General features: G+C 67.8%; 22 protein-coding genes. 11 read left to right on the top strand and 11 right to left on the bottom strand.

Annotated features, from left to right (window positions below; genetic code table 11):
* Positions 1-164: 164 nt before the first annotated feature.
* Positions 165-1289: a flavodoxin-dependent (E)-4-hydroxy-3-methylbut-2-enyl-diphosphate synthase gene (gene ispG / locus SAZ01S_RS18365; RefSeq protein WP_084583734.1), complete on the top strand. Its 1125-nt coding sequence runs from the start codon at positions 165-167 to the stop codon at positions 1287-1289.
* 22 nt (positions 1290-1311) lie between these two features.
* Here ispG and SAZ01S_RS18360 read toward each other — a convergent pair whose 3' ends face one another.
* Entirely contained in the window at positions 1312-2343 is a 1032-nt protein-coding gene (locus tag SAZ01S_RS18360; protein WP_084583731.1) for a hypothetical protein, read from the bottom strand.
* A 246-nt stretch (positions 2344-2589) separates the two neighbouring features.
* Here SAZ01S_RS18360 and SAZ01S_RS18355 point away from each other — a divergent pair, with 246 nt between their 5' ends.
* The gene (locus tag SAZ01S_RS18355) at positions 2590-2910 is read left to right on the top strand and encodes a hypothetical protein (RefSeq protein ID WP_084583730.1); all 321 of its coding nucleotides are present in this window, start codon (positions 2590-2592) and stop codon (positions 2908-2910) included.
* Between the two features lie 46 nt (positions 2911-2956).
* On the opposite strand, the gene SAZ01S_RS18350 is transcribed toward SAZ01S_RS18355, so the two are convergent.
* Positions 2957-3775 (bottom strand): COG4705 family protein, encoded by an 819-nt coding sequence (locus SAZ01S_RS18350; protein ID WP_084583729.1) that lies wholly within the window; start codon positions 3773-3775, stop codon positions 2957-2959.
* Between the two features lie 57 nt (positions 3776-3832).
* On the bottom strand, positions 3833-4702 hold the full coding sequence (locus SAZ01S_RS18345; RefSeq protein WP_084583728.1) for a 3-hydroxyacyl-CoA dehydrogenase NAD-binding domain-containing protein: 870 nt from the start codon (positions 4700-4702) through the stop codon (positions 3833-3835).
* A 69-nt stretch (positions 4703-4771) separates the two neighbouring features.
* Between SAZ01S_RS18345 and SAZ01S_RS18340 the strand changes: the two genes are divergently transcribed.
* Positions 4772-5770, top strand: a complete 999-nt coding sequence (locus SAZ01S_RS18340) for a DUF1176 domain-containing protein (protein WP_084583727.1) — start codon at positions 4772-4774, stop codon at positions 5768-5770.
* Positions 5771-5776: 6 nt separating this feature from the next.
* On the opposite strand, the gene SAZ01S_RS18335 is transcribed toward SAZ01S_RS18340, so the two are convergent.
* Together SAZ01S_RS18335 and SAZ01S_RS18330 are read right to left on the bottom strand one after the other, a co-directional pair.
* Positions 5777-7996, bottom strand: coding sequence for a transglycosylase domain-containing protein (locus SAZ01S_RS18335; RefSeq protein ID WP_245825001.1), 2220 nt, complete (start codon positions 7994-7996; stop codon positions 5777-5779).
* A gap of 67 nt (positions 7997-8063) precedes the next feature.
* Positions 8064-8630, bottom strand: coding sequence for an HNH endonuclease (locus tag SAZ01S_RS18330; protein ID WP_084583725.1), 567 nt, complete (start codon positions 8628-8630; stop codon positions 8064-8066).
* A gap of 100 nt (positions 8631-8730) precedes the next feature.
* On the opposite strand from SAZ01S_RS18330, the gene gluQRS reads away from it, so the two are divergent.
* Both gluQRS and SAZ01S_RS18320 read left to right on the top strand, forming a co-directional pair.
* Positions 8731-9573, top strand: a complete 843-nt coding sequence (gene gluQRS / locus SAZ01S_RS18325) for a tRNA glutamyl-Q(34) synthetase GluQRS (protein ID WP_084583724.1) — start codon at positions 8731-8733, stop codon at positions 9571-9573.
* 9 nt (positions 9574-9582) lie between these two features.
* Complete coding sequence (locus tag SAZ01S_RS18320; RefSeq protein WP_084583723.1) at positions 9583-9810, top strand: HIG1 domain-containing protein; 228 nt, start codon at positions 9583-9585, stop codon at positions 9808-9810.
* A gap of 85 nt (positions 9811-9895) precedes the next feature.
* Here SAZ01S_RS18320 and SAZ01S_RS18315 read toward each other — a convergent pair whose 3' ends face one another.
* Together SAZ01S_RS18315 and SAZ01S_RS18310 are read right to left on the bottom strand one after the other, a co-directional pair.
* Positions 9896-11188, bottom strand: coding sequence for a PQQ-dependent sugar dehydrogenase (locus tag SAZ01S_RS18315; protein WP_084583722.1), 1293 nt, complete (start codon positions 11186-11188; stop codon positions 9896-9898).
* Positions 11188-11628 (bottom strand): DUF2231 domain-containing protein, encoded by a 441-nt coding sequence (locus tag SAZ01S_RS18310; protein ID WP_084583721.1) that lies wholly within the window; start codon positions 11626-11628, stop codon positions 11188-11190. Before SAZ01S_RS18310 ends, SAZ01S_RS18315 begins: the two co-directional genes overlap by 1 nt.
* A gap of 114 nt (positions 11629-11742) precedes the next feature.
* On the opposite strand from SAZ01S_RS18310, the gene SAZ01S_RS18305 reads away from it, so the two are divergent.
* The 5 genes from SAZ01S_RS18305 (at position 11743) to SAZ01S_RS18285 (ending at position 16739) form a co-directional block, all read left to right on the top strand.
* Positions 11743-12309: a cob(I)yrinic acid a,c-diamide adenosyltransferase gene (locus tag SAZ01S_RS18305; protein WP_084583720.1), complete on the top strand. Its 567-nt coding sequence runs from the start codon at positions 11743-11745 to the stop codon at positions 12307-12309.
* A 64-nt stretch (positions 12310-12373) separates the two neighbouring features.
* Complete coding sequence (gene egtB, locus SAZ01S_RS18300; RefSeq protein WP_084583719.1) at positions 12374-13636, top strand: ergothioneine biosynthesis protein EgtB; 1263 nt, start codon at positions 12374-12376, stop codon at positions 13634-13636.
* Positions 13636-14613, top strand: a complete 978-nt coding sequence (gene egtD, locus SAZ01S_RS18295; RefSeq protein ID WP_084583718.1) for an L-histidine N(alpha)-methyltransferase — start codon at positions 13636-13638, stop codon at positions 14611-14613. The genes egtB and egtD overlap by 1 nt, the downstream gene beginning before the upstream one ends.
* 43 nt (positions 14614-14656) lie before the next feature.
* Complete coding sequence (locus tag SAZ01S_RS18290; RefSeq protein ID WP_084583717.1) at positions 14657-15658, top strand: threonine aldolase family protein; 1002 nt, start codon at positions 14657-14659, stop codon at positions 15656-15658.
* A 163-nt stretch (positions 15659-15821) separates the two neighbouring features.
* The gene (locus SAZ01S_RS18285) at positions 15822-16739 is read left to right on the top strand and encodes a DMT family transporter (RefSeq protein WP_084583716.1); all 918 of its coding nucleotides are present in this window, start codon (positions 15822-15824) and stop codon (positions 16737-16739) included.
* Here the strand turns inward: SAZ01S_RS18285 and SAZ01S_RS18280 are convergent.
* The 3 genes from SAZ01S_RS18280 to SAZ01S_RS18270 are packed head-to-tail and all read right to left on the bottom strand — an operon-like array spanning position 16649 to position 20816.
* Complete coding sequence (locus SAZ01S_RS18280; RefSeq protein ID WP_084583733.1) at positions 16649-17422, bottom strand: Rossmann-fold NAD(P)-binding domain-containing protein; 774 nt, start codon at positions 17420-17422, stop codon at positions 16649-16651. The two genes, SAZ01S_RS18285 and SAZ01S_RS18280, sit on opposite strands and share 91 nt — an antisense overlap.
* 50 nt (positions 17423-17472) lie before the next feature.
* Positions 17473-19137, bottom strand: coding sequence for a M20/M25/M40 family metallo-hydrolase (locus SAZ01S_RS18275; RefSeq protein WP_084583715.1), 1665 nt, complete (start codon positions 19135-19137; stop codon positions 17473-17475).
* A gap of 26 nt (positions 19138-19163) precedes the next feature.
* Positions 19164-20816 (bottom strand): M28 family metallopeptidase, encoded by a 1653-nt coding sequence (locus tag SAZ01S_RS18270; protein WP_084583714.1) that lies wholly within the window; start codon positions 20814-20816, stop codon positions 19164-19166.
* Between the two features lie 193 nt (positions 20817-21009).
* Here SAZ01S_RS18270 and pepN point away from each other — a divergent pair, with 193 nt between their 5' ends.
* Positions 21010-23598 (top strand): aminopeptidase N, encoded by a 2589-nt coding sequence (pepN, locus tag SAZ01S_RS18265; RefSeq protein ID WP_084583713.1) that lies wholly within the window; start codon positions 21010-21012, stop codon positions 23596-23598.
* Positions 23599-23763: 165 nt separating this feature from the next.
* On the opposite strand, the gene SAZ01S_RS18260 is transcribed toward pepN, so the two are convergent.
* The gene (locus SAZ01S_RS18260) at positions 23764-25386 is read right to left on the bottom strand and encodes an alkaline phosphatase D family protein (protein ID WP_084583712.1); all 1623 of its coding nucleotides are present in this window, start codon (positions 25384-25386) and stop codon (positions 23764-23766) included.
* Positions 25387-25416: the final 30 nt, after the last annotated feature.

The following is a 25416-nucleotide window of genomic DNA, read 5'->3' as shown; positions in this document are numbered from 1 at the left end:
GGGGGGGGGAGGAAGCACGACGGCTGCCGTTCTGGCATCCTCCCCCTCCGACCCGCCAACGCGGGCCACCTCCCCCTGGCGGGGGAGGAAACGCTTTGGCAAGTCTGCGCGATGCTCTCGCATCCGCCCTAGCCCTGCCTCACCGATGCGCCTATATGGCGCCCATGTCCGTACGACCCTGGCGCGATATCGTCCGGCGGCAAAGCCGTCAGATCATGGTGGGCAACGTGCCCGTTGGCGGCGATGCGCCGGTGACGGTGCAGACGATGACCAACACCGCGACGTCCGACGTGAAGGCGACGATCGACCAGATCCGCCGCTGCGAGGAAGCCGGGGCGGACATCATCCGCGTCTCCTGCCCGGACGTGGAAAGCACCACTGCGCTCCGCCAAATCGTCCGCGCCGCGCGCGTGCCGATCGTCGCCGACATCCATTTTCACTACAAGCGTGCGCTCGAAGCCGCCGATGCTGGCGCCGCCTGCCTGCGCATCAACCCCGGCAATATCGGCTCGGCCGACCGGGTGAACGAGGTGGTCAACGCCGCCAAGGCCAACGGCGCCTCGATCCGCATCGGCGTCAACGCGGGCAGCCTCGAGAAGGATCTGCTCGAAAAATACGGCGAGCCCTGCCCGGAGGCGCTGGTCGAATCCGCACTCGACCATATCAAGCTGCTGCAGGACCGCGACTTCCACGCATTCAAGGTGGCGGTGAAGGCCAGCGACGTGTTCCTCGCCGTCGCCGCCTATCAGCAACTGGCCGACGCAGTCGACTGCCCGCTGCACCTCGGCATCACCGAGGCGGGCGGCTTCGTCGGCGGCACGGTCAAGTCGGCGATCGGCATCGGCTCGCTGCTGTGGTTCGGCATCGGCGACACCATCCGCGTCAGTCTTTCGGCCGAGCCGGAGGAGGAAGTGCGCGTCGGCTTCGAGATCCTCAAGGCGCTCGGCATCCGCAATCGGGGCGTACGCGTCGTCTCTTGCCCGAGCTGCGCGCGCCAGGGCTTCGACGTGATCCGCACCGTGCAGGCGCTGGAAGAGCGACTCCAGCACATCCGCACGCCGCTGTCGCTCTCGGTGCTCGGCTGCGTGGTCAATGGCCCCGGCGAGGCGCGCGAAACCGATATCGGCCTCACCGGCGGCGGCAACGGCAAGCACATGGTGTATCTCTCGGGCCTGACCGATCACACGGTCGAGGACGCCGACATGCTCGATCACATCGTCAAGCTGGTCGAGGCCAAGGCCGCCGCGATCGAAGCCGCGAACGCGGAGCCGGCCCAGGCGGCGGAGTGATCCGCCGCCCGGCCGGGCATGCTCACAGCCGGTAATAATAGAGCAGGCTGCCCGCTTCGCCGTTCTTCGCGCCTTCGGAGAACAGGAAGTAGGAAATCACCACCACCTTGCCGCGCCCGGCGGGATCGTCGACCACGCTGATGCTGGGATTGCCGAACGAGACGCTGCCCCCCGGCGTCTCGGGCCGGATCGGGGTGATCGTTCCCGAGCCATCGGGCGCAAGGGCGGTCTCGGTATAGCGGTAGAGATAGATCCGCCACTTGTCCCAAGATCCGGCCGCGGTGCCGACATTGCCTTCCTGCACCAGATAGCGGCCGGTGCTGGTGGCGAGAAAGTCGCGCTGGCCGAGATTGCCGGTCACGCCCAGCGTCGTGAAGCGCAGATTGTAGCGATCCGTCACCGCGGCGCTGACGCTGGTGGCGGCCCCACGCGGATCGAACATCATCTGGTTGGTGGTGGCGGCGTTCAGGTCCTTGCGGCCGCTCCAATAGTGAAAGCCGATCGTGCCGGAAACGCAGCGATAGACGCCACAATAATCCTGCCGCAGATCGTAGAAGCTGGGCGTGCCGTTGAGCGAGGTGAGGAAATTCGGCTGCACCCAGTTGGCGCGTACCACCCGGTTGACCAGGTCGGCGCCGCTGTAGAACAGCTTGTAGCCGAGCCGCGACGGCCCGCTGGAGCCGGGTCCGCGCCCCGCCCATTGCTCATGCGCCAGCACGATCCAGGCAGTGCCGCGCACGGCGGCAAGGCGCGGCATGCTGGCATTGTCGACGAGGAGGCCCAGATAGCGCCAGCGCAGCAGATCGTTCGACCCCGCCACATTGACCTTGAAGCGCAGCGCGCCGCCGGCCACCGCATAAGCGGTATGATAGACGGCGGCATAGCGATAGGGCTGGCCGGAAAGCTGGAGGATCGACGGCGCGTCCATCGTGTTGCCGACATCGTCGCGCAGGCCGTAGCGGGCCGCCGTCGCCAGACGGGGATATTGCAGATAGGTCTTGAGTTGGGCCTCGGAAATATTTGCCGGGTCGCCGGACAGGTCCGCACGAGACAATCCCGCGCTGAACAGAAGAAGAATTGCGAACACAACCCCTAGAACGCGGGCACACATCACGGGCTACTCCATATCCGCGATCCCCACGTTATGAAACTACATGGTTTATAGAGGGGTAACGGCGGTTCGCACCCATTCCGCAAAACTACATATCGGTCGGCACGTGCCCCTCGCGCAGCGCCGCCGGGCGCGCTACCGCGCGGTCATGCGCGACGCCCTTCTTCCCGCCCTGCCGCCGGTTCGGCCATGACTCCCGAGCCCAATGCCGCGCTGATCGATGCTGGCGCGCTGGTGACGGCGCTGTTCGCCGCACGACTGGCGCTGCTGTGGTGGCGCGGCGGCACCGGCTGGCGCGGGTGGGCGGCGCGGTGGCTGCGGCGCGGCGTGGGGGCGGCACTGCTCGTGCCGGCGCTGCGGCTCGCGACGCTGGCGGCGGCAGGCGGCGAGCGGGTGCCGGTGATGATCGCGGCGATCGTGGCGCTGCTGGCGGCGGGGGCGCTGCTCGCACTGGTGGATGCGATGCTGGTGGCGTGGATCGCAGACGAGCGAAAGGCTAAGGGGCGTTGACGCGTCGACTGTTCCGGCGGGAAGGCTGGGAAGCGGACGTTGGCGATCAGCGGCTGACCTTGCCGTGACCGGCTCCCGCTCGCTGCGGCACGAGTAGGATCGATAGAACAATCGCGATTGAGAGAGTTACCGTTGCAAGCGGACGGCTGAAATCCAATCCCCCCTTCGCCACGGGCTTGTCGAGGAAGTCTCCTACGACCGCGCCCAGCGGGCGCGTAAGAATGAAAGCTGCCCAGAACAAAAGTACGCGGGAAAGGGTGCTGCTAAAATAGAGCAAGGCCAACACAGCCAGCGCTGCCCCAAAAAGGATCGCTGCTCCAGAATAGCCAAGCGAGCCATCAGCTACCCAATCCCCCAATGCCGTACCGAGCGTCTGCGAAAAAGTGATCGTGACCCAATAAAAGGTCTCAGCCCGCGCGTTATCGACGGCATTGACGTCCACCGTACCGAGAGCCCGATACCAGCTGAAAAGCGATGCGAGCACCAGCCCGAACAGGAGGATCGAGCCGCCGGGATATCCCAAGTCCAAGGAACGGGTGGCGAAGTCCGCGAGAGTGGTGCCGGCGGTGGTGGACGCGATGATGGTAGCCCAATAGAGCCAAGGGTTAAACCGCCGCGCCCTGATTTGCAGCAAGGTCAACGCGGCCAGCAACGCACCGAAGATTGCGGTACCGACGAGATATCCGTTAACCCCATTGCTGCCAGCGTCAGGTGTCGTCTCGCCCAGCCAAGTCATGCTCACCGCATCCCCACCGGTCTCGCCAAGCGTCGTGGCAAGTATCTTGGTGATCCAGAAGATGAATGTGACCGCCGGAACTTTACTGCTCGACGGGTTCGTTTCCTCCACGTCTGCGGGTCCCACCATGTCTAGCGCTCGTGTCTATGGGCGGAAGCAGCCAGCGCTACCCCCGCCCCTCGTCTCTCACCGCGTCGGCACGGGTTCCGCACCGCTATAGTCGTAGAACCCGCGCTTGGTCTTGCGGCCATACCAACCGGCTTCGACATATTTCACCAGCAGCGGTGCCGGGCGGAACTTGGGGTCGCCGGTGCCTTCGAACAGCACGCGGGTGATCTCCAGGCACGTGTCCAGCCCGATGAAGTCGGCGAGCGTGAACGGCCCCATCGGGTGGTTGAGGCCCAGCTGGCACGCCGCGTCGATGTCCGGGATCGTCGCCACGCCCTCGCCGAGCGCGAAGCACGCCTCGTTGAGCATCGGCATCAGCACGCGATTGACGATAAAGCCCGGCGCGTCATTGGCATGGACGATCCGCTTGCCGAGCGACTGGCCGAACGCCTCCACCGCGGAAACCGTCGCGTCGCTGGTGGCGAGGCCGCGGATCAGCTCGATCAGGCCCATCACCGGTACGGGGTTGAAGAAATGCACGCCCATGAAGCGCGCCGGATCGGGCGCCGCCTGGGCGAGGCGGGTGATCGGGATCGACGAGGTATTGCTCGCCAGGATCGCGTCCGCGCCCAGCACCTTGCCGACGGTGTCGAAGATCTGGCGCTTCACGCCCTCGCGCTCGGTGGCGGCTTCGATCACCAGGTCGCACGGCGCCATCGCGGCGAGATCGCCGATCGGGGTGATTCGGCCGAGCGCGGCCTCGGCATCGGCGGCGGTGATCTTTTCCTTCTCCACCGCGCGGTGCAGCTGCTTGGCGATGCCCGCCTTGCCGGCCTCGGCGCGGGCCTGGTCGACGTCCGACAGCAGCACGGCATAGCCCGTCTGCGCCGATACCTGGGCGATCCCCGCCCCCATCTGCCCCGCACCGATCACGCCTACCGTCTTCATGTCCACCTCCTGTAAATCCGTTGGCCGCCGTCCTACCCAAGCACGTGCGGCTCGGCTAGCGTCGGCGGCATGTTCCTGCTTGCCTTCTCCGCCGCCGCGCTGGCGCACGTCACCCCCGGACCCTTCAAGACCTTCGGCGACTGGGCCGTCGCGTGCGACAATGTGCATCGCTGCGAGATGACCTCGCTCCAGCCGGCGCACGGGGATATCGAAACCGACGGCGCCGAGCTCTCGCTGGTCCGCGAACCCGGGCCCGGCGGAGAGGTGACGATCACGCTGTGGCCGGACGCGGACAGCAAGGGCGTGCTGACGCTCGTCGTCGATGGCGCGCGCATCGCCCAGGGCAGCATTCGGGAGAACGGCGTGCGGTTCGGCGGCGCGGAAGCCCAGCGCATCGCGACGACGCTGGCGAACGGGCACCGCGCGCAGCTTGCCGCGGGCGACAAGCGCGCCGCGCTTTCGCTTGCGGGTGCATCTGCGGCACTGCGCTTCATCGATGCGCAGCAGGGCCGGGCAGGCGGCGTCACCGCGCTGGTCGCACGCGGCACCAAGCCCGCCGTTACCGTCCCCGCCGCCGTGCCGCTGCCGGTGGTGCCCGCCCTCGCGCCGTCCGGCCGCCCCGCGCCGCTCTCCCGCGCATTGCTCGCCCAGCTCAACCGAGAGTCCGGTTGCGGCGAGGACTATTCGGCCGACTTCCCCCAGCCCGATCCCGAAACCGGTGCATTGGGCGGCGGCGCGACGCTGGTCCTGCTCGCCTGCGGTTCGGGCGCCTATAACCTGTCGAGCACCGCCTTTGTCGTCCGCGGCGGCAAGGCGACGCCGGCGCGCTTCGACGATGCGACCGGCGGCGCCAAGGCAGGCGCGCCCGACCTGATCAACGCCAGCTGGGACGCGCGCAGCGGCACCCTCTCCACCCATGGCAAGGGCCGCGGAATCGGCGATTGCGGCGAGGGCGCCAGCTATGTGTGGGACGGCACCCGCTTTCGCCTGATCGAAGCGACCCGGATGGAAGAATGCCGCGGCTCCGCCAACTGGCTCACCGTCTGGCGCGCGACCGCCCGCCGCTGAGCCGGGTCACTCCTCGCCGTCGGGGGCGTCGCGTTGGTCGCGGCGGCGGCGATCGGCGTCGCTGCCGGGCGCCGGGATGCGGACGTTGCGTGGGATCGCGTCGCGCGCCTCGCCCTCGGGCACCAGCTCACGAACCCGGTTCAGGTCGAGCTGCACGCCCTTGTCGTCGATCTGCACGCCGGCGCTGTTGAGCACGCCCTGAAGGTCGATTGCATTCTCGTCGATCGCATTGTCTTCCTCCACCGCCGGCGGCGGCGGCAAGGTGAGGCCCAGTGCGCGAACCATGAAGTCGCGCCAGATATGCGCCGGCAGCCCGCCGCCATAGGCACCCGATACCGGGCTGTTGTCGTCATTGCCGATCCACACGCCGACGACGAGGTCGCCCGCCCAGCCGACGAACAGCGCGTCGCGCCCGTCCTGGGTGGTGCCGGTCTTGCCGAACGCCGGCACCGGCAGCGCCGCCGAGCGCCCGGTGCCCGACTGGACCACCGTGCCGAGCATCGAGCGGAGGTCCTCGAGCAGCCGCGGATCGAAGCGGCTCGGGCCGCCCAGCCGTCGCGCCAGCCAGTCATCGGCCGATTCCTCCGCATCCAGCCCGCGCGGGCGGACCGGGTAGCTGCCGTTCGCCACCGCGGCATAGGCGGCGGTGAGTTCGAGCAGCGAGCCGGTCGAGGTGCCGAGCGCGATCGAGGCGTCGTTGCCGAGCGGGGTGGAGATGCCGAGGTCGCGCGCCGCCTGGGTTACCCGGCCGACACCAAGCTTCTGGATCAGCCGGGCGGCGACGACATTGCTCGACTTGGCCATTGCCTGGCGCAACGTGATCCGGCCGGCATAGCGCCCATCACTGTTCGACGGCTTCCAGTCACCGATCTGCACCGGCGTATCATCGACCATCGTGTCCGGCGTCATCCCCGAACGCAGCGCGGCGAGGTACACGAACAGCTTGAACGCCGAGCCCGGCTGGCGCCGCGCCTGGGTCGCGCGGTTGAACGGGCTGGCAGCATAGTTGCGCCCGCCGACCATCGCGACGACGCGGCCATCGGGTCGCATCGCGACGAGTGCGACCTGCGCCTTGCCGAGGCCCGATGCCTTGACTACCCGCTCCGCCGCCGCCTGCAGCCGCGTGTCGAGCGTGGTCGTCACCGTCTGCTCGGTAGCCACGCCGCCAGCGCGGTCGCGCGCTTCGGGGAGCACCCAGTCGGCGAAATAGGTGCCGTTGGGCAGTGTCTCGTCGCTGTCCTGGACGTGGAGCACCGCCGGGCGCACCCGCCGCGCTTCGGCCTCGGTGATGAACCCGGCCTCCTGCATCGCGCCGACCACCAGCCGCTGGCGCTCGCGCGCGCCGTCGAGATTGCCGGTCGGCGCCAGCCGGCTCGGCGCCTTCACTAAGCCGGCGAGCAGCGTCGCCTGGCTGAGCGTCAGATGCTCAGGGCTCGTCGAGAAATAATGCTGAGCGGCCGCGCGCAGGCCGTAGACGTTATCGCCGAAATAGACGTTCGAGAGGTAGCGCGAGAGGATCTCGTCCTTGCTCAGCCAGGCCTCGAGCCAGAAGGCGATCAGCACTTCCTGCGCCTTGCGCCCGAAGGTGCGGCGTGAATTGAGGAACGCATTCTTGGCAAGCTGCTGGGTGATCGTGCTGCCGCCCTGCGACCCGCCGCCCGAGCTGACATTGTGGAACATCGCACGCGCGATGCCGCGCGGATCGACGCCCCAATGGCCGTAGAAGCGCCGGTCCTCGATCGCGATGAAGGCCTGGGCGACATGGTCGGGTAGCTTCTTCACGTCCACCGGCTTGCCGATCACCGCGCCCCGTCGCGCGATCGGCGTGCCGTCGGCGGCAAGCAGCGTGATCGAGGGCGGCGCCGGCGGGCGCAACGACTTGGACAGCGGCGCGGTGATCGCCAGCCAGGCGACGGCGGCGATGAACAGCAGGATGCACAGGGCAAGCCCGCGGACGATCCAGCGCCCCCAGCGGATACGGCGCCTGGCGGGCGACGCAGGCGGCAGATCGTCGCCGCCGTCGAAGCCGCCGCCCGTGCCATAGCCGCCGCGATAGGGCTCGTGCGGTGCGGTGCTCTCCCCCGCCCCCATGCCGGGCCGCCAGATCGGCTCGCGCTTGTCGCGCCTGCCTTGCGGGCGCCAGCCTTGCGGTTGCGCCACCTCGTCGTCGGCGCCATCGCGCCGCAACGGGAATCGACTATCGGGGACACCGGGCTCGCGCGCCATCCGCCCGCTTTAGCCGAGACTCTGTGTTATCGCAATAACACACGCGGAATTTGCGGGGGAGGAGCGCTCAGGCCTCCAGTTCGATGTCCCAATAGAGCCAGTCGCGCCAGGTGTCGTGGAGATGGTTGGGGGGGAAGCGGCGGCCATGTTCCTGGAGCTGCCAGCTCGTCGGTCGGATCGGCTGGATGTAGAGTGGCATGCCGGCCTGCAGGGGGGTGCGGCCACCCTTGCGGAGATTGCAGGGGGCGCAGGCGGTGGCGACATTTTCCCAGGTGGTGCGGCCGCCCTGGGCGCGGGGGATGACGTGGTCGAAGGTGAGATCCCGGTGCGATCCGCAATATTGGCAGGCGAACTTGTCGCGGAGGAACAGATTGAACCGGGTGAAGGCGGGGAATTGCGAAGGCTTCACATATTGTTTGAGCGCGATGACCGAAGGAAGCTTCAGCACCGCGCTGGGACTTCGCACTTCTCTTTCATAATACGAGACGACGTCGACACGATCGAGAAAGATCGCCTTGATCGCGGTTTGCCAGGGCCAGACGCTCAGGGGATAATAGCTGAGCGGCGTATAATCGGCGTTCAGCACGAGCGCCGGGCACCCATCCGGATGGCGGATCAGATCGGGATGGTACATGCAAGAACCTCACCCTCGATTTCGGTGCCTCGCCTCTTGCGCAGAAGCGTGACGCCCGCATGACAGCATATGCCGCGACTCGCGGTCAAGAGCCACATTCATGAATATCCACAGCCGATTTGCGCCCAGTCCCACCGGTCGACTCCATCTCGGCCACGCCTTCTCCGCCCTCCAGGCCCATGACCTCGCACGAGGCGCGGGCGGGCGGTTCACGCTGCGGATCGAGGATATCGACGGCACCCGCTCGCGGCCTGAACATGTGGCAGCGATCCTCGCCGATCTCGACTGGCTGGGGCTGACATGGGACGAACCGCCGGTCTTCCAGTCGCAGCGGCTGGGGCTGTACCGGGATGCGCTCGACCGGCTGCGGGCGATGGGGCTGCTCTATCCATGCTTCTGCACCCGCGCCGATATCGCCGCGAGCCTCTCCGCACCGCACGGGCCCGACGGTCCGCTTTACCCGGGCACGTGCCGCGACCTGGTCGATCCGGACCTGACGCGGCCGCACAGCTGGCGGCTCGACATGGCGAAGGCGATCGCGCACGCCGGGCCGCTGGTCTGGCACGATGCGCAGGCCGGTGCGCTGACGGCCGATCCGATGGCACATGGCGACGTGATCCTCGCCCGCAAGGATGCGCCCGCCAGCTATCATCTCGCCGTGACCGTCGACGATGCCGCACAGGGCATCAGCCATGTCGTGCGCGGCGCCGACCTGTTCGCCGCCACCCATGTCCACCGCCTGCTCCAGGCGCTGCTCGATCTGCCGACACCCGAATACCGTCACCATGCGCTGCTCGCCGGCCCGGACGGCACCCGCCTCGCCAAGCGCCACGGTGCGCCGACGCTGGAGGCGCTGCGGCTGGCGGGCGAGGATGGCCATGCGCTTGCCGACACCCTACGCAAAGGGGAAGTACCGATTGGCTTTGGCGCGATCGGGGCGTAGGGTACCGCGATGTTGTTCCTCGCGATCCTGTTCCTCGCAGCGGTCCTGGCGACGCTGTTCTTCCTCATCAAGGGGCTGGTCAACATGGCCGGCACCACCACGCAGGACCTGGACGGCGACGGCCCCAGCGAACGCGCGCTCCGATCGAACAAGCTGATGCAGAAGCGGATCCTGTTCCAGGCGGTGGCGATCGGCATCGCCGCGCTGATCCTGCTGATCGCCTCCGCCAAGAGCTGAGGCGGGCCGCTTCAGCCTTCCTATCCAGCGTCATCCCGGCTTCCGCCGGGATGACGCCTTTGACGCTGTACCGGAAACCCGCCGCTTACCCGCCGCTGACCCGCCACACGGTGTTGCCGAGATCGTCCGCGATCAGCAGCGCGCCGGTCCTGTCGAGCCCCAGCCCCACCGGACGGCCATGCGCCTTCTCGCCGTCGACGAAGCCGGTCACCACGTCCACCGCCTTGCCGGAGGGGCGACCCTCGGCGAACGGCACGTAGATCACCTTGTAGCCGTTGAGATGGCCGCGATCCCAGCTGCCATGCTCGCCGATGAACGCGCCCGAGCGCCACTGCGCGGGCAGGCTCGCAGCACTGGCCGAGAACACCATGCCGAGCGGCGCGACATGGCTGCTGAGGCCGTAGTCCGGCTTGATCGCCTTGGCGACGAGATCCGGCCGCTGCGGCTTGACCCGCGGATCGACGTGCTGGCCCCAATAGCTGTACGGCCAGCCATAGAAGCCGCCGTCGCGTACCGAGGTGAGGTAATCCGGCACCAGATCCGGGCCGAGCTCGTCGCGCTCGTTGACGACGGTCCACAGCGTGTTGGTCAGCGGTTCGAACTGCAGCCCGTTGGGGTTGCGCAGGCCCGTGCCGTAGAGCCGATAGGCGCCGGTCGCGCGATCGACCTCCCAGATCGCGGCGCGGCCGCGCTCGGCGTCCATGCCGTTTTCGGTGATGTTGCTGTTCGATCCCACCCCGACATAGAGCTTGGTGCCGTCCGGGCTGGCGACGAGGCTCTTGGTCCAGTGATGGTCGATCGGCCCGCCGGGCAGGTCGAGCAGCTTGGTGCCCGCCGCGGTGATCCGCGTCTGGCCGGTCTGATAGGGGAAGCGGACAATCGCGTCGGTATTGGCGACGTAGAGGTCGCCGCCGACCAGCGCGACGCCGAAGGGCGAGTTGAGGCCGGTGAGGAACTTGGTCTTGAGTTCCGGCACACCGTCGCCGTTCGCGTCGCGCAGCAGGATGATGTCCATCCCCGCCTTGCCGCCGCCATGGGCATGCGCCTGGATGAGGTTCATCACCACGTCCTTGGGCCGATGGATCGGCTCGGGCGGGCCGTCGGTCTCGACCACCAGCACATCGCCATTGGGCAGCGTGTAGACCGAGCGCGGCTTGGCGAGGCCGGTGGCGAAGGCCTGGACCTTGAGCCCCGCCGGCACCTTGGGCGCACCGCTGCCCCAGGGGCTGGGCGGCACGACATGCATCGGCGGCACGAGATATTGCTGGATGTCCGGCAGCTTGGGATCGCCGCCGATCTGCTGGCTGGTATCGCCGCCCTTGCTGGCGCAGCCGGCGAGGGCGAGCGTGGCGCCCGCGGCGAGAAGCAGTGCACGCATCAGCGGAATCCTCCGACCTGGCTCTGGCGCAGCAGGATCGCGCCGAGCGCCGACGCGCCGGTCAGCACCAGCACGGTGAGCACCGACAGGATCAGCCCCGCCGGCATGGCGCCGTACGCATCGCGGCTGTGGATGAAATTGTTGAGCAGCGCCAACACCATGGCGACGGCATAGGCGATCGCATAGGGAGTCACCAGCCGGTTGGCCCGCACCGCCGGCCGCACCAGATCGACGATCCCGACGATCGCGCCGAGCGCCCCCAGCACCATCCCGCCCGCGAGCAGCCAGTCGGAGAAATTCTTCCAGGCGATGTCATAGGTGCGGACATAGGCGATGTCGGTGATCATCGCGGCGAAGAAGCAGGCGAACGGCAGGCCGAGCACGATCGGGTGCAGCGGCAGGCCATAGGCGCGAGAGCGAAGCGGTACGGGATCGGGCACGGGACGTCTCCCCAGACGAGGCAGGCTCTTCGAACGGTCGCGCTATCCGGGGGTTCCGCCGCCTGTCCCTCTGGCCCCTAGTCCGCGGGGCGCTTCCGCTCTACCTCTGGCGCCATGGTAAAGCTGAACAAGATCTACACCCGCACCGGCGACGCCGGCACCACCGGCCTTGCCGACGGCTCGCGCGTTTCCAAGGCCTCCGCGCGCATGGAGACGATCGGCGATGTCGACGAGGCGAACAGCGCGATCGGCGTCGCCCGCACCGCGCTCGCGCCCGGTGATCCTCTCGATGCGACGCTCGCGCGGATCCAGAATGACCTGTTCGACCTCGGCGCTGATCTCGCCACGCCGGGGGATCCCGAAGGCGCGCTGCGGATCACGGTCGAGCAGATCGCCTGGCTGGAGGCGGCGATCGACGCGCTGAACGACGATCTTTCGCCGCTCAACAGCTTCGTCCTGCCCGGCGGCAGCCCCGCGGCAGCGGCGATCCACCTCGCTCGCGCGATCACCCGCCGGGCCGAACGCGCCGCCGTCGCGGCCAACGATCAGGGTACGCTGAGCGCTAACGCGCTGATCTATCTCAATAGACTTTCGGATTTTTTGTTCGTGGCAGCCCGCACCATGAACCAAAAGGGCGCAACCGACGTTCTGTGGGTGCCTGGGGGGCCTCGTAACCAATAACGGTCTCGTCGCGCATCCCTCCGTATGGGTTGCACCTGCAACCCGGTTGCGGTAGGAGAACAGAATGAGAACAACGCCCGCTACCGCCGTGCCGCCGGATGCACTGGCCCGCCGTTTCTCGGCGGTACGGGCGCTGAGCACCGCGCTGGTCGCGCCGCTTTCCGACGCGGATGCGACGCTCCAGTCGATGGACGACGCCTCGCCGGCGAAATGGCATCTCGCGCACACGACCTGGTTCTTCGAAACCTTTGTGCTGCGCGATCATGTGCCCGGCTACCGCCTGTTCGACGCGCGCTGGCCGTTCCTGTTCAACAGCTATTACGAGGCTGAGGGGCAGCGCCACGCCCGTCCCCGCCGCGGCATGCTTTCGCGCCCGGCGCTCGACGAGGTCCAAGCCTATCGCGCCGCCGTCGATGCGGCAATCTGCGATGCCCTCCCGACGCTTTCCTCGGATGCGCTCGCGCTGATCGAGCTGGGTTGCCAGCACGAGCAGCAGCACCAGGAACTGCTGCTGACCGACATCCTCCACCATTTCTCGGTCAACCCGCTCGAGCCCGCGATGTGGCCCGGCGCGGCCAAGGTGCCGGTGGCGATGCCCGGCCCGATCGGCTGGATCGAGGGCCGTATCGGCGAGGTCTCGGTGGGCATCGACGCGGCAGACGGCTTCGCCTTCGATTGCGAAGGGCCACGCCACACCGCCCTGCTCCACCTCCATACGCTGGCCGATCGCACCATCACCAATGGCGAATGGGCGGCGTTCATCGCCGATGGCGGCTATGCCGAACCGCGCCACTGGCTGTCGGACGGCTGGGCCTGGGTGCAGGCCAACCGCATTGCCGCGCCGCTCTACTGGGCAGAGATCGATGGGGTGTGGACGCGCTTCGGGCTCGACGGCCGCCGCCCGATCGATCCGGCGGCGCCGGTGACCCATGTCAGCTTCTTCGAGGCCGATGCCTATGCCAGCTGGGCCGGCGCCCGGCTGCCGACCGAGTTCGAATGGGAAGCCGCGGCCGCAGGCGCCGATCCGCTGGGCGGCAACCAGCTCGATGCGGCCGGTCCGGTCGAGCCGCGCCCGTCGGCCGGCGGGCCCGCCTGGTTCGGCGACGTCTGGGAATGGACCGGCAGCGCCTATCGCCCCTATCCCGGCTTCCGCACCGCCGAGGGTGCGGTCGGCGAATATAACGGCAAGTTCATGAGCGGGCAGTTCGTGCTGCGCGGCGGCAGCTGCGCCACCCCGCGCGGCCATGTCCGGGCCAGCTACCGCAACTTCTTCTACCCCCATCAGCGCTGGCAGTTCACCGGCGTGCGTCTGGCGAAGGACCTCTGATGCTCAAGCAGGAACTCGAAGACGGCCAGGCCAGCCTTGCCGATCCCCATTTCCGCGCCGATGTGCTGACCGGCCTCGCCGCCAGCCCGCGTGCGATTCCCGCCCGCTGGTTCTACGACCGCCGCGGTTCGGAACTGTTCGAGGAGATCACCGAGCTTGCCGAATATTATCCGACCCGCACCGAGACCGCGCTGCTCGAATCGATCTCGGGCGCGCTGGGCGACCTTGCCGCGCCCAATGCGGCGGTGGTGGAGTTCGGCTCGGGCTCGTCGGTGAAGACCCCGCGCCTGCTCCGCGCGATCGAGCCCGCCGCCTATGTGCCGATCGACATTTCGGGCGAGTTCCTGCGCCATTCCGCCGCACAGCTCTCGCAGGCCTTTCCGGGCCTGCCGGTCTATCCGGTCGAGGCCGATTTCCTGCGGCCGGTGCCGTTGCCCGAACAGGTGGCAGGGCTGCCGAAGCTCGGCTTCTTCCCCGGCTCGACGATCGGCAACATGAACGCCTGGCACGCGGTCGACCTGCTGCGCGCGATGCGCGAATGGCTCGGCGAAGGCGCGCGGCTGCTGATCGGCATGGACCGGGTGAAGTCGCCCGACATCCTCGTCCCCGCCTATGACGATGCGGCGGGGGTAACGGCAGCGTTCAACCTCAACCTGCTGGAGCGGATCAACCGCGAACTGGACGGCACGATCCCGGTCGACGCCTTCCGCCACCGCGCGATCTGGAACGCGGATTTCGCACGGATCGAAATGCATCTGGAGGCGCAGCGCGACGTCGACTTCACCGTCGACGGGCGGCCCTTCGCGATGGGGGCGGGCGAAACGATCCACACCGAGAACAGCCACAAATACGGCCCCAACGGCGCGCGACAGCTGCTCCGCGCGGGCGGCTGGACACCGATCGAGCAATGGACCGACGACAAGGACTGGTTCGCACTGATCCTGTGCGAAGCCCAGCCACTGCGCCGCGCGCCGTAACAGACCGTTGACCGGGCGTGTGCCAGGCCGCAAGGGTCTGGCCATGCGCTTCTTTTCGGACAATGCCGCCGCCGTCTGCCCGCCCGTGCTCCAGGCGCTGGTCGACGCCAACACGCTCGACACCGCCTATGACGGCGATGCCTGGTCGAAGCGGCTGGACGGGGCCTTTTCCGACCTGTTCGGCACCCAGGTCCGTGTGCTGTGGGTGCCGACCGGCACCGCGGCGAACTGCCTGGCGCTGACCGCGCTGTGCCCGCCGCATGGCGGCATCGTCTGCCATCGCGACGCGCACATCAATTGCGACGAAGGCGGCGCACCCGAATTCTACACCCACGGCGCCAAGCTGCTGACGGCCACCGGCGCGGGCGCCAAGCTGACCCCCGATGCAGTGCGCGCGGTGATCGATCCGATCCGCAACGACGTCCATCAGGTGCAGCCGCACGCCATCTCGATCACCAATGCCACCGAATATGGCCTCGTCTATACGCCCGACGAGGTGGCAGCGATCGGCGACCTCGCCAGGGCGCGCAAGCTGGGCCTGCACATGGACGGCGCGCGCTTCGCCAATGCCGTGGCGCATCTCGGCTGCCATCCGGGCGACATCACCTGGCGCGCGGGCGTCGACGCGCTGAGCTTCGGCTTCGTCAAGAATGGCGGCATGAGCGCCGAGGCGCTGGTGTTTTTCCGCCCGGAGCTGGCCGATGTGACGCTCTACCGCCGCAAGCGCGCCGGGCTGCTCTTTTCCAAGGGCCGCTATCTCGCCGCCCAGCTGCTGGCGATGCTCGAGAACGACGTCTGGCTGGCCAACGCGCGCGCCGCCAATGCCGGCGCACGACTGCTGGCGGAAGCGGCGGGCAACCGGCTGGTGCACCCGGTGCAGGCGAACGAGGTGTTCCTGAAGGCGAACCCTGCCGAAGCAGCTGGCCTCCGCGCGCTGGGCTTCGACTTCTACGACTGGGCCGAGGGCGAGGTGCGCCTCGTCACCAGCTGGGACCAGGCGGAAGACGCGATCCGGCCGCTGGCGCAAGCGATCGCGTCCCTGTGAGGGTCCTCAGCCTGCACCCAAACCATCGTCATCCCCGCGAAGGCGGGGATCCATTGCCCTGGAGGGCTTGGTTCCTTCCCCGAGCGCACAGGCGAATGGATCCCCGCCTTCGCGGGGATGACGGCGGGCGGGGGGCGGCCGAGTACGACCTCCAGAGCGCTGCATGATCAGCGCCGATATCCCCCGCTCCGCCCGGCTGACGGTTCTCCTCCCCTTCCTGCTGGTGACGCTGATCTGGGGCTCGACCTGGCTCGTCATCAAGGACCAGCTGGCCGTGGTGCCGCCGAGTTGGTCGGTGAGCTATCGCTTCCTCGTTGCAGGGGTGACGACGCTGCTCTGGGCAGCGGCGCGGCGCGATCGGCTATGGCTGGACGGGCGCGGACTGGCGTTCGCCGCCTGCCTGGGGCTCGCCCAGTTCGTGCTCAATTTCAACTTCGTCTACCGGGCCGAGGCACATGTCACCTCGGGCGTGGTCGCGGTGGTCTATGCGCTGCTGCTGGTGCCCAACGCCGTTCTGGCGCGCGTTTTCCTCGGCCAGAAGATGGGGCGGCAACTGCTGATCGGCTCGGTCGTCGCGATGGCCGGCGTGGCGCTGCTCTTCGTCCATGAGGCGCGGCTCAACCCGGTCGGACCGCACGAGGCGCTGCTCGGCATCGGCATCGCGCTGGCGGGCGTGCTCTCGGCCTCGGTCGCCAATGTGATGCAGGCGACCGGTACCGCCAAGGCGTATCCGATGGCAACCACGCTCGGCTGGGCGATGCTGATCGGGTCGGCGCTCGACGCAGGCTTTGCGCTCGCCACGGTCGGGCCGCCGATGATCGAGACGCGGCCCGCCTATCTCCTGGGCATCCTCTATCTGGGCGTGATCGGTTCCTCGATCACCTTCACCATCTATTTCCAGCTGATCCGCACCATCGGCCCGGCCAAGGCGGCCTATACCAGCGTGCTGATCCCGGTGATCGCGATGCTGCTGTCGACGCTGTTCGAGGGCTATCGCTGGTCGCTGCTGGCGGTAGGCGGCGGCGTGCTGGTGCTGGTCGGGCTGGTACTCGCCCTGAGGGCGCGCAGGCCCAACCGGTAATCGGCATAGCGCGGCCGCCAGCCGAGCAGCCGCGTGGCCTTGCCGTTCGCTACCCGCCGGTTCTCGGCATAGAAGGCGCGCGAGGCGGCACTGAGCTCGACCTCGTCGGGCGTCACCGCCGGGCCGGGATCGATGCCGAGCAGTTCGGCCGCATAAGCCAGCACCTCAGCCTGCGGGGCGGGAAGATCGTCGGCGAGATTGTACGCCCCGGGCGGCCCTTCGAACGCGGCGATCACGCCCGCCACGAGATCGTCGACATGCACGCGGCTGAACACCTGGCCGCGAAAGTACACTCGCGTCGCGCCCGCCGCCATCCGCTCCAGCGCCGAGCGTTCGGGCCCGTAGATGCCCGGCAAGCGAAAGACATGCGCGTTGGGCAGCGCGCCCCAGCCGAGATCCGCCTCGACCCGGCCGCCCCTTCGCCCACGCAGCGGCGCGCTCTCGTCCACCCAGCCGCCGCCGGTATCGCCATAGACGCCTGTCGAGGAGAGATAGCCGAGCCATTTGCCGCTCGACGCCAGGTCCGCGCCATAGGCGGCAAGTACCGGATCGGCGTCGCCTGGCGGAATGCTGGAAAGGATGTGCGTGGCCGACGCGATCGCCGCACGGGTACGCGCCTCGTCCGCGAAGGTGGCGCGGGTGACGGTGGCGACTGCTCCCCCGCGCGCCTGCACCGCGTCCATCAGCCGCGACGCGGTATAGCCGGGCCCAAAGACCAGCAGCTGGACACTGCTCACTGCGCGCCCACGCCGCCGTACAGCGTGCCGAAGAAATCGCCCTTGTTCCACACCGGGCGCGCATCGGCATCGGCCAGCGCCAGCGCCGTCGCCAATCCGACATGCTTGTACTTCACCGCCGAATTCCAGTCGAACGGCAGGTCGATCTGGTCGGACGGCTGGTGATAATTTTCGTCGAGGAACTTGCGCGATGCCGCCGCGCCGATACCGCCCGGGCCGGTATCGATCGACACCGCCGGGATACCGGCCTTGACGAAGCTGTAATGATCCGAGCGGACGAAGGACATTTCCCGCGGCTCGGGGTCCGGCACCACGCCGAGCCCCTCCGTCCTGGCCGCAGCAGCCACCAGCTGCCCGATGCTGGAGTGATCGCCGCCCTGCACCACGAGATCGACCAGCGGATAGGTGAGGATCGGCATGTCAAGATTGAGGTCCGCGACGATCGCATCCTTGGGCACCGTCGGGTATCGGGCGAAATAGGCCGAGCCGAACATGCCCTTCTCTTCGGCCGCCGTGGCGAGCACCAGGATCGATCGCCGCGGCCTTTTGCCGCTCTGCTGGATGGCACGGACGACCTCTAGCATCTCGGCTATGCCGATCGCATTGTCCATTGCGCCATTGTAGATCGCGTCCCCGTTCACCGGCTTGCCGACACCGAGGTGATCGAGGTGCGCGGACAGCACGACATATTGATTGCGCAAAGCGGGATCGCTGCCCTCGATCATGCCCACAACGTTGCGCGTATCCTTGGTGCTGCGGGTAGTGACGGTAGCGACCGCCAGCCTGCCGACCAACGGCCCCGTCGGCATGCGGGTACCGCGCGACTCGGCTGCGATCACATCGGCCCAGCGGATACGGGCGCCGGCGAACAGCTTTTCGGCACCGGTCATGCTGAATGCACCGATCATCTTCGTTGCGTCGGAAGGCAATGTCGCGCCCTCCGGCGCCGCCCAGCCCGTGATGGGATAATCGTAGAACCCTACCATTTTCTCGAACGGTATCACCTTCCTGAGCGCCGGCGTCTCGACGAAAACGATCGCGGCGGCGCCCCGGACGAGCGCGCTCTGCGCCTTGTTGCGATCGTCGTCGAAATGCGCGGCGACATCGCGGGAGAGTCCCTTCGGTTTGCCTGAAACGATCAGGACGATCTTGCCGCGTACGTCCAGCCCCGCATAATCGTCATAGCGGCTCTGCGGATCGACGATGCCGTAGCCTGCGAACACAATGTCGCCCTCGGCGCGGAACGCGCCGCTATCGTCACCGCCATTGTTGATGAAATCGGTACCGAACTGCAGCGGCACGTCCCGGCTGCCGCGTCGCAGCGTCCAATGTGCCTTTTCCGCGGCTCGATAGGTAGCGAGACGGAACGGCTGGAACCATCCTCCGCGCTCGCCGCCAGGCTTGAGCCCGATTGCCAGCATCTGCGCGGCGACATATTCGGCGGCGACGTCGTAATCGTGCGTCCCCGCCTCACGGCCGCGCAGCGCATCGGAGGCGAGGAACTGGACATGCGCTTTCAGCGCCGCCTGCTCCGCCGTAAGCGGTGGCGCGGCGGGTGCAGGCGGGGCAGCGGAAGCAGCGGGAGCGGGGGGCGCCGCCTGCTGCGCCTGCGCTGGCAGCGCCAGCAACACCAGGACGGTAATCCAAGCGTGCAGCTTCATCCCCGCCCCCCCTTCACGGGCGGCGATCAGCGCGCGCCCGGGCCCTCATAGTTCAGACCGAAAAAGTCACCCTTGTTCCACACCGGCCGAACATCCCCGTTGGCGATCGCATTGGCGATGCGGAAGTTCACATCGACGAAGCGCACGCCCGACTGCCAGTTCAGCGCGGGCTGCTGGTCGATCTGGTCCGAGGGCTGATGATAATGGTTTTTCATGAAGTCGTCGATAGCAGCACGACCCGGCCCGCCAGCACCCGGCCAGAGGAACACCGACGGCACACCTTTCCGAACGAAATTATAGTGATCCGAGCGCACGAAGATATTCTCGCCCGGCAGCGGATCGTCGGACATCTTCACGCCGATCTCGGCCGCCGCCTTGGCGACGATCGGCCCCAGGGTCGAGTGATTCGCGCCGTACACCACGATATCCTCGAACGGATAGGTGATGATCGGCATGTCGAGATTCACATCGGCGACGATCGTGTTCTTGATCGTGGGGTTGTTGGCGAAATAGTCGGAGCCGACCAGCCCCTTCTCTTCCGCGGTCACCGCCAGGAACAGGATCGACCGACGCGGCTTGGTGCCGGCCGCCTTGAAGCGCTTGGCCTCCTCGATCAGCGAGGCGGTGCCGATCGCATCGTCGAGCGCGCCGTTGTTGATCGTGTCGCCCTTCGCGTCGGGACGGCCGACGCCGATATGGTCGAGGTGCGCGGAGAGCACGACGATCTCGCCCGCCAGCTTGGGATCGCTGCCCTCGATCATGCCGGCGACGTTGAAGCTCGGCATGGGCGTCAGGATCGTCTTGCTGGCGACGGTGATCGTGCCGGGCAGCTGGAACGCCTTGAAGGTAGCACCATCCACCGCAGCCGCCTTCGCGATCGACGCCCAGGGCGTCTTGGCCCCGGCAAACAGCTTCTCCGCACCGGCGAGGCTCAGCATGCCGAGCCCCGGCGTGCCGGGCGCGGCGATATGGCCGGTGCCGTCGGCATTGCCCCAGGTGACGCGCGGGCGGCTCGCATAGGCGGCGAGCATCGCGAACGGCCGGCTCTTGGCGGAGAGCGGCGACTCGAGCGTGATATAGCCGATCGCGCCGTGCTTCTTAGCGATCTCCGCCTTGGCGGCGGGGTTCTGGAAGTGCGCGCCCTCCTCGCCTGGGAAGCTCGACGGCGCACCGCCGAAAAAGGCGACGATCTTCCCCTTCGCGTCGACGCCCTTGTAGTCGTCACGGCCCAGCCCGACGATGCCATAGCCGACGAACACCACCGGCGCGGTGACGCTATATTCCGGCTTTTCCGGGTTCGCGCCGGTGATGAAGTCCTTGCCCGCGACCAGCGCGACCGCCTCGCCCTTGCCGTGCCCAAGCGACATCGCGCCGGTGCCATCAAGCTTGTAGCTGATCAGCGGCACCTTCTGCAGATAGCCGCCGTCATCCCCGGCCGGCTTGAGGCCGGCGGCGTAGAATTGGGCAGCCACATAATTGGCGGCGATCTCGAATTCCGGCGATCCCGCGTCGCGGCCCTTCAGCGCGTCGGAGGCAAGGAACATCACATGGCTCTTCAGCGCCGCCTGGTCGGCGGGGAGAGGCGCGGTGATGATGGCGTTTCGCTCGGCGGCGGTTTGGGCGAGGGCGGGCGACGCCGCGCAGAGGAGAAGGGCAAGCGTCGCAGTCGATCGGAGCATCGGAAATCCCTGGTAGTCGCAACAATATTTCAAGCCTAGCAGCGGATCGGATGTCGTCAATCGCCGCGCGCCTGCTGCAGCATTGGGCTGTCCGGAAACCCTCGCTGCGCAGCGCGCCCAAGTTTTTGTCGTTCAGGGTAATCGACCGAATTTGAGTAGCAGGTGGCGGCGCTTCTCCTATATCGAAGTCTGTATGAGTGACGCCCGTATCGCCGCCGCAGCTCCCCAGGCCATTCGCCGCGAGGACTATCGTCAACCCGACTGGCTGGTGCCGGAGATCGCGCTGGACTTCGACCTCGATCCCGCCGCGACGCGGGTGCGGGCCGCGCTGCACGTCAGCCGCAATGGCGGCCATGATCGCCCGCTGGTGCTGAACGGCGACGGTCTGGAGGCCGCTTCGGTCAAGGTCGACGGTGCCGAAGCGCAGGGCTGGCGGATGGAGGGGCAGGATCTGGTGATCCCGCTCACCGGCGATGCTCACACGATCGAGACCGAAGTGGTGATCGCGCCCGAGCGCAACACCCAGCTTCAGGGCCTGTATGCCTCGTCGGGCATGCTCTGCACCCAGTGCGAGGCGGAGGGCTTCCGACGCATCACCTTCTTCCCGGATCGGCCGGACGTGCTCTCCAAGTACAAGGTGCGCATGGAAGCCGAAAGGGCGCGCTTCCCGGTGCTGCTCGCCAATGGCGATCCGATCGCGCAGGACGACGCCGAAGATGGCCGCCACTGGGCGGAGTGGCACGACCCCTTCCCCAAGCCGAGCTACCTGTTCGCGCTGGTCGCGGGCGACCTCGTCGCCAACACCGGCAGCTTCACGACGATGTCGGGCCGCGAGGTGCAGCTCGGCATCTATGTCCGCGCGCCCGATCTGCCCAAGACCGACCACGCCCTGCATGCGCTGAAGCTCAGCATGAAGTGGGACGAGGACGTCTATGGCCGCGAGTATGATCTCGACGTGTTCAATATCGTCGCGGTGGACGATTTCAATTTCGGCGCGATGGAGAACAAGGGGCTGAACGTCTTCAACAGCCGCTACATCCTCGCCGACCCCGACACCGCCACCGACTGGGACTATGACGCGATTGCCGCCGTCGTCGCCCATGAATATTTCCACAACTGGTCGGGCAACCGCGTCACCTGCCGCGACTGGTTCCAGCTGAGCCTCAAGGAAGGCTTCACCGTCTTCCGCGACCAGAGCTTCTCGGCCGACCAGGGCTCGGCGGCGGTCAAGCGGATCGAGGACGTGCGCTCGCTTCGCGCCAGCCAGTTCCCCGAGGACGCCGGCCCGCTCGCGCACCCGGTGCGCCCGGACGAATATATCGAGATCTCGAACTTCTACACGGCCACCATCTACAACAAGGGCGCCGAGCTCATCCGGATGATGGCCACCATCCTGGGCCCGCAGAAATTCCGCGCCGCGACCGACCTCTATTTCGATCGCTTCGACGGCACCGCCGCCACGTGCGAGGATTTCGTCCTCTGCATGGAGGAAGCGGGCAAAGTCGATCTCGGCCAGTTCCGCCGCTGGTACAGCCAGGCGGGCACGCCGCGCGTCTCCGCCAACCTCGTCCAGGACGGCGCCACCACCAGCCTTGCTCTCGCCCAGACCGTGCCGCCGACGCCGGGCCAGCCGATCAAGGAGCCGATGGTGCTGCCGCTCAAGATCCGCCTGTTCGGCGAGAAGAGCGGCGCGCCGTTGATCGACGAGGCGCTGGTGCTGCTCGATAAGCCTGAGCAGGAGCTGCGTTTCGAGGGACTGCCCGAGCGCGCGGTGCTATCGATCAACCGTGGCTTCTCGGCACCCGTGATCGTCGATGCCAATCGCAGCGCGGCGGATCTTGCCTTCCTCTCGGCGCATGACGACGACCCGTTCGCGCGCTACGAGGCGATGCAGCAGCTGATGCTCGATACGCTGGTTGCGGCGGTGACCACGGGCAAGGGCGAGCATGGCGCGCTGATCGACGCCGTTCGCAACACGCTCACCGATCCGGCGCTCGATCGCGCCTTCATCGCCGAGGCGGTGCTGCTCCCGTCGGACAGCTTCATCGGCGACCAGATGGCGGTGGTGGACCCCGAGGCAATCTTCCGCGCCCGGGAAGCGCTGCGGGCCGATCTGGGCAACCTGCTCGAGCCCGAATGGCGCGCCGCCTATGAGGGCGCGCGCGCCAACCGTTTCGAATATTCGCCGGCCGCCAAGGGCGCGCGCCGCCTGAAGAACGTGGCGCTCGGCTATATCGCCGCGAGCGGCGCGGCCGATGCGGCAAAGCTCGCCTATGCCCAGTTCGAGGCGGCCGACAACATGACCGATCGCCAGGGCGGCCTCGCCACGCTGGTGAACGGCACCTCGTCGCTGCGGGAGAAGGCGATCGAGGCCTTTTATCAGCGCTATGCCGGCAATGCGCTGGTGCTGGACAAATGGTTCCAGACCCAAGCGCTATCCTCGCGCGACGACACGCTCGCCGCCGTCGAGAAGCTGGCCCAGCATCCCGACTTCACCCTCGCCAACCCCAACCGGGCGCGGGCGCTGGTCGGCGCGTTCAGCATCAACCAGCGGGCGTTCCACGATCCTTCGGGCCGCGGCTATCGCTTCGTCGCGGACCAGTTGATCGCGCTCGACAAGCTCAACCCGCAGACCGCTGCCAAGCTGGTACCGCCGCTCGGCCGCTGGAAGCGCTTCGATGCGCAGCGCGCCGCACGGATGCGGGGCGAATTGGAGCGGATCGTCGCCAGTCCGGGGCTCAGCAAGGACATGTTCGAGCAGGCCACCAAGTCGCTCGACTGAGTCTTCGCCGCGCTGTCGTGACGGACGCTCAGCGTTCCCCCCGGCGGCCTGGGGGGAACGAACCGAGATTTCGGCGCCAATGGATCCCCGCCTTCGCGGGGATGACGCGCTTCCTTGGTCCTATGCGACACCCCTCCCCCGCGACGGGGGAGGGAAACAATCGCCTTACGCCATCACGTTGCGGCCGCGCTGCACCGTCGCGCTATGCCCCACGCTCGCCTTCAGGCTCCGCGTGGTGATGCTGTCCACGAACACCCAGTCGTTGCGCGCCTGATCGGGGGTGAGCGTCAGCGCCATGTATCCACGGCGGCTGGTGTCGCACCATTTCAGCTCGGGGTTGGCCTTCACCAAGCCCGCTGCGACCACCTTCGGATCGGTCTTGAGCGCGCTTTCGAAGCCCGGCGAGGTCACCGCGTGGCCGGCGAACTCGACGCCCGCCACCTTGCCGTCCTGCGCGAGATCGAACGCCCAGGCATTGTGGCTGTCGCCGCACACCACCAGCAGGTTCGCGCCCATCGCCTGCGACGATTTGAGGAACCGCGCCCGTGCCGCCGGATAGCCGCCCCAGCTGTCATAGCCGAGCGGCAGCCCCAGCTTGCCCGCCAGCACGCCTGCCTGCACATAGGCCTTGGCGCGCGGATCGGCGTCCGGCGCGATCCAGCCCAGCGCATCGGCCGGCGTCACCAGATTGCCCATGATCGTGCCGAAGCCGACCACCTGCCAGCGCTGCCCCGCCTTCACCGAGCGGCGCATCGCATGGTCCAGCCACACTTCCTGCTCGCTGCCGAGCATCGTCACCGCCGGATCCTGCCAGGCGCCGTCGCGGAAGGCGGTGAGCGCCTTGACCGGATCGGCCTCCTTGAACAGCGGCGCGACATCGGGCTGCTGGCTGCGCGCGAGCAACCGGCTCTCGGTGCGGAAGAAGGTGGCGAGCGTGCCGATCTCGTAGCTGCCCCAGGGCGTTTCGGAGACCGGCATCCATTCGCGGAACACCTGCATCGCCGCTGCCTTACGCGCGCTCCAGTCGCCTTCGCTGTCCGGCTGGTGATTCTCGGCGCCGCCTTCCCAGCTGTCGTTCGCGCTTTCGTGATCGTCCCACTGGATCAGCATCGGCTTGGCGGCATGCAGCGCCTGCAGGTCGGGATCGGCGCGGTAGCTGGCGTAGCGCAGGCGATAATCGGCGAGATGGATCATCTCTCCCGCCGGCTCGGGCCAGCGGCCGCCCACCGCACCGCCTGCGGGCGCATAGCCGCCCTGCTTGTACTCGTAGAGATAGTCGCCGAGATGGATCCACAGGTCGATGTCGTCGCGCGCCGCGGCATGGCCATAGGCGTTGAAATAGCCGAACGGCAGGTTCGAGCAGGAGAAGATCGCGATGCCGAAGCGGCGGGCATCGCCCAGCGGTAGCGTCTTGGTGCGACCGACGGGCGAGAAGCTGCCGTCCGGCGCCACGAAGCGGTAGAAATAGCGCGTGTCCGGCGACAGGCCGGCGACCGTCACCTTGGCGGTATGGTCGCGCCACGGGCCGGTGATCTGCTCGCCGTCGGCGACGATTCGGGTAAAGTCGGCGCTGGTCGCGATCTGCGCGCGCAGCTTGACCGCGGCCCCATCGGCGGGGACGTAGCGCGTCCACAGCAGCATCGTGTCCGGCCCCGGCTCGCCGCTCGCCACCGAATGGGTGAAGCCCCGCGCGGCGGCTTGCGCCAGCGCAATGCCCGGCAGCGCGAGCGCGCCGATGCCGAAGGTGCCCGTCAGCAGCAGCGAACGGCGGTCGATACGATGGTTCATCTTGTCGCGTCCCTTTCTCGGTCGGTCGCT

The sequence above is a fragment of the Sphingomonas azotifigens NBRC 15497 genome, from assembly GCF_002091475.1.
GTDB classification, from domain to species: Bacteria; Pseudomonadota; Alphaproteobacteria; order Sphingomonadales; family Sphingomonadaceae; genus Sphingomonas; species Sphingomonas azotifigens.
Note: the sequence above shows the minus strand (reverse complement) of the source record. Positions and strands in the feature narration are given on the sequence as shown.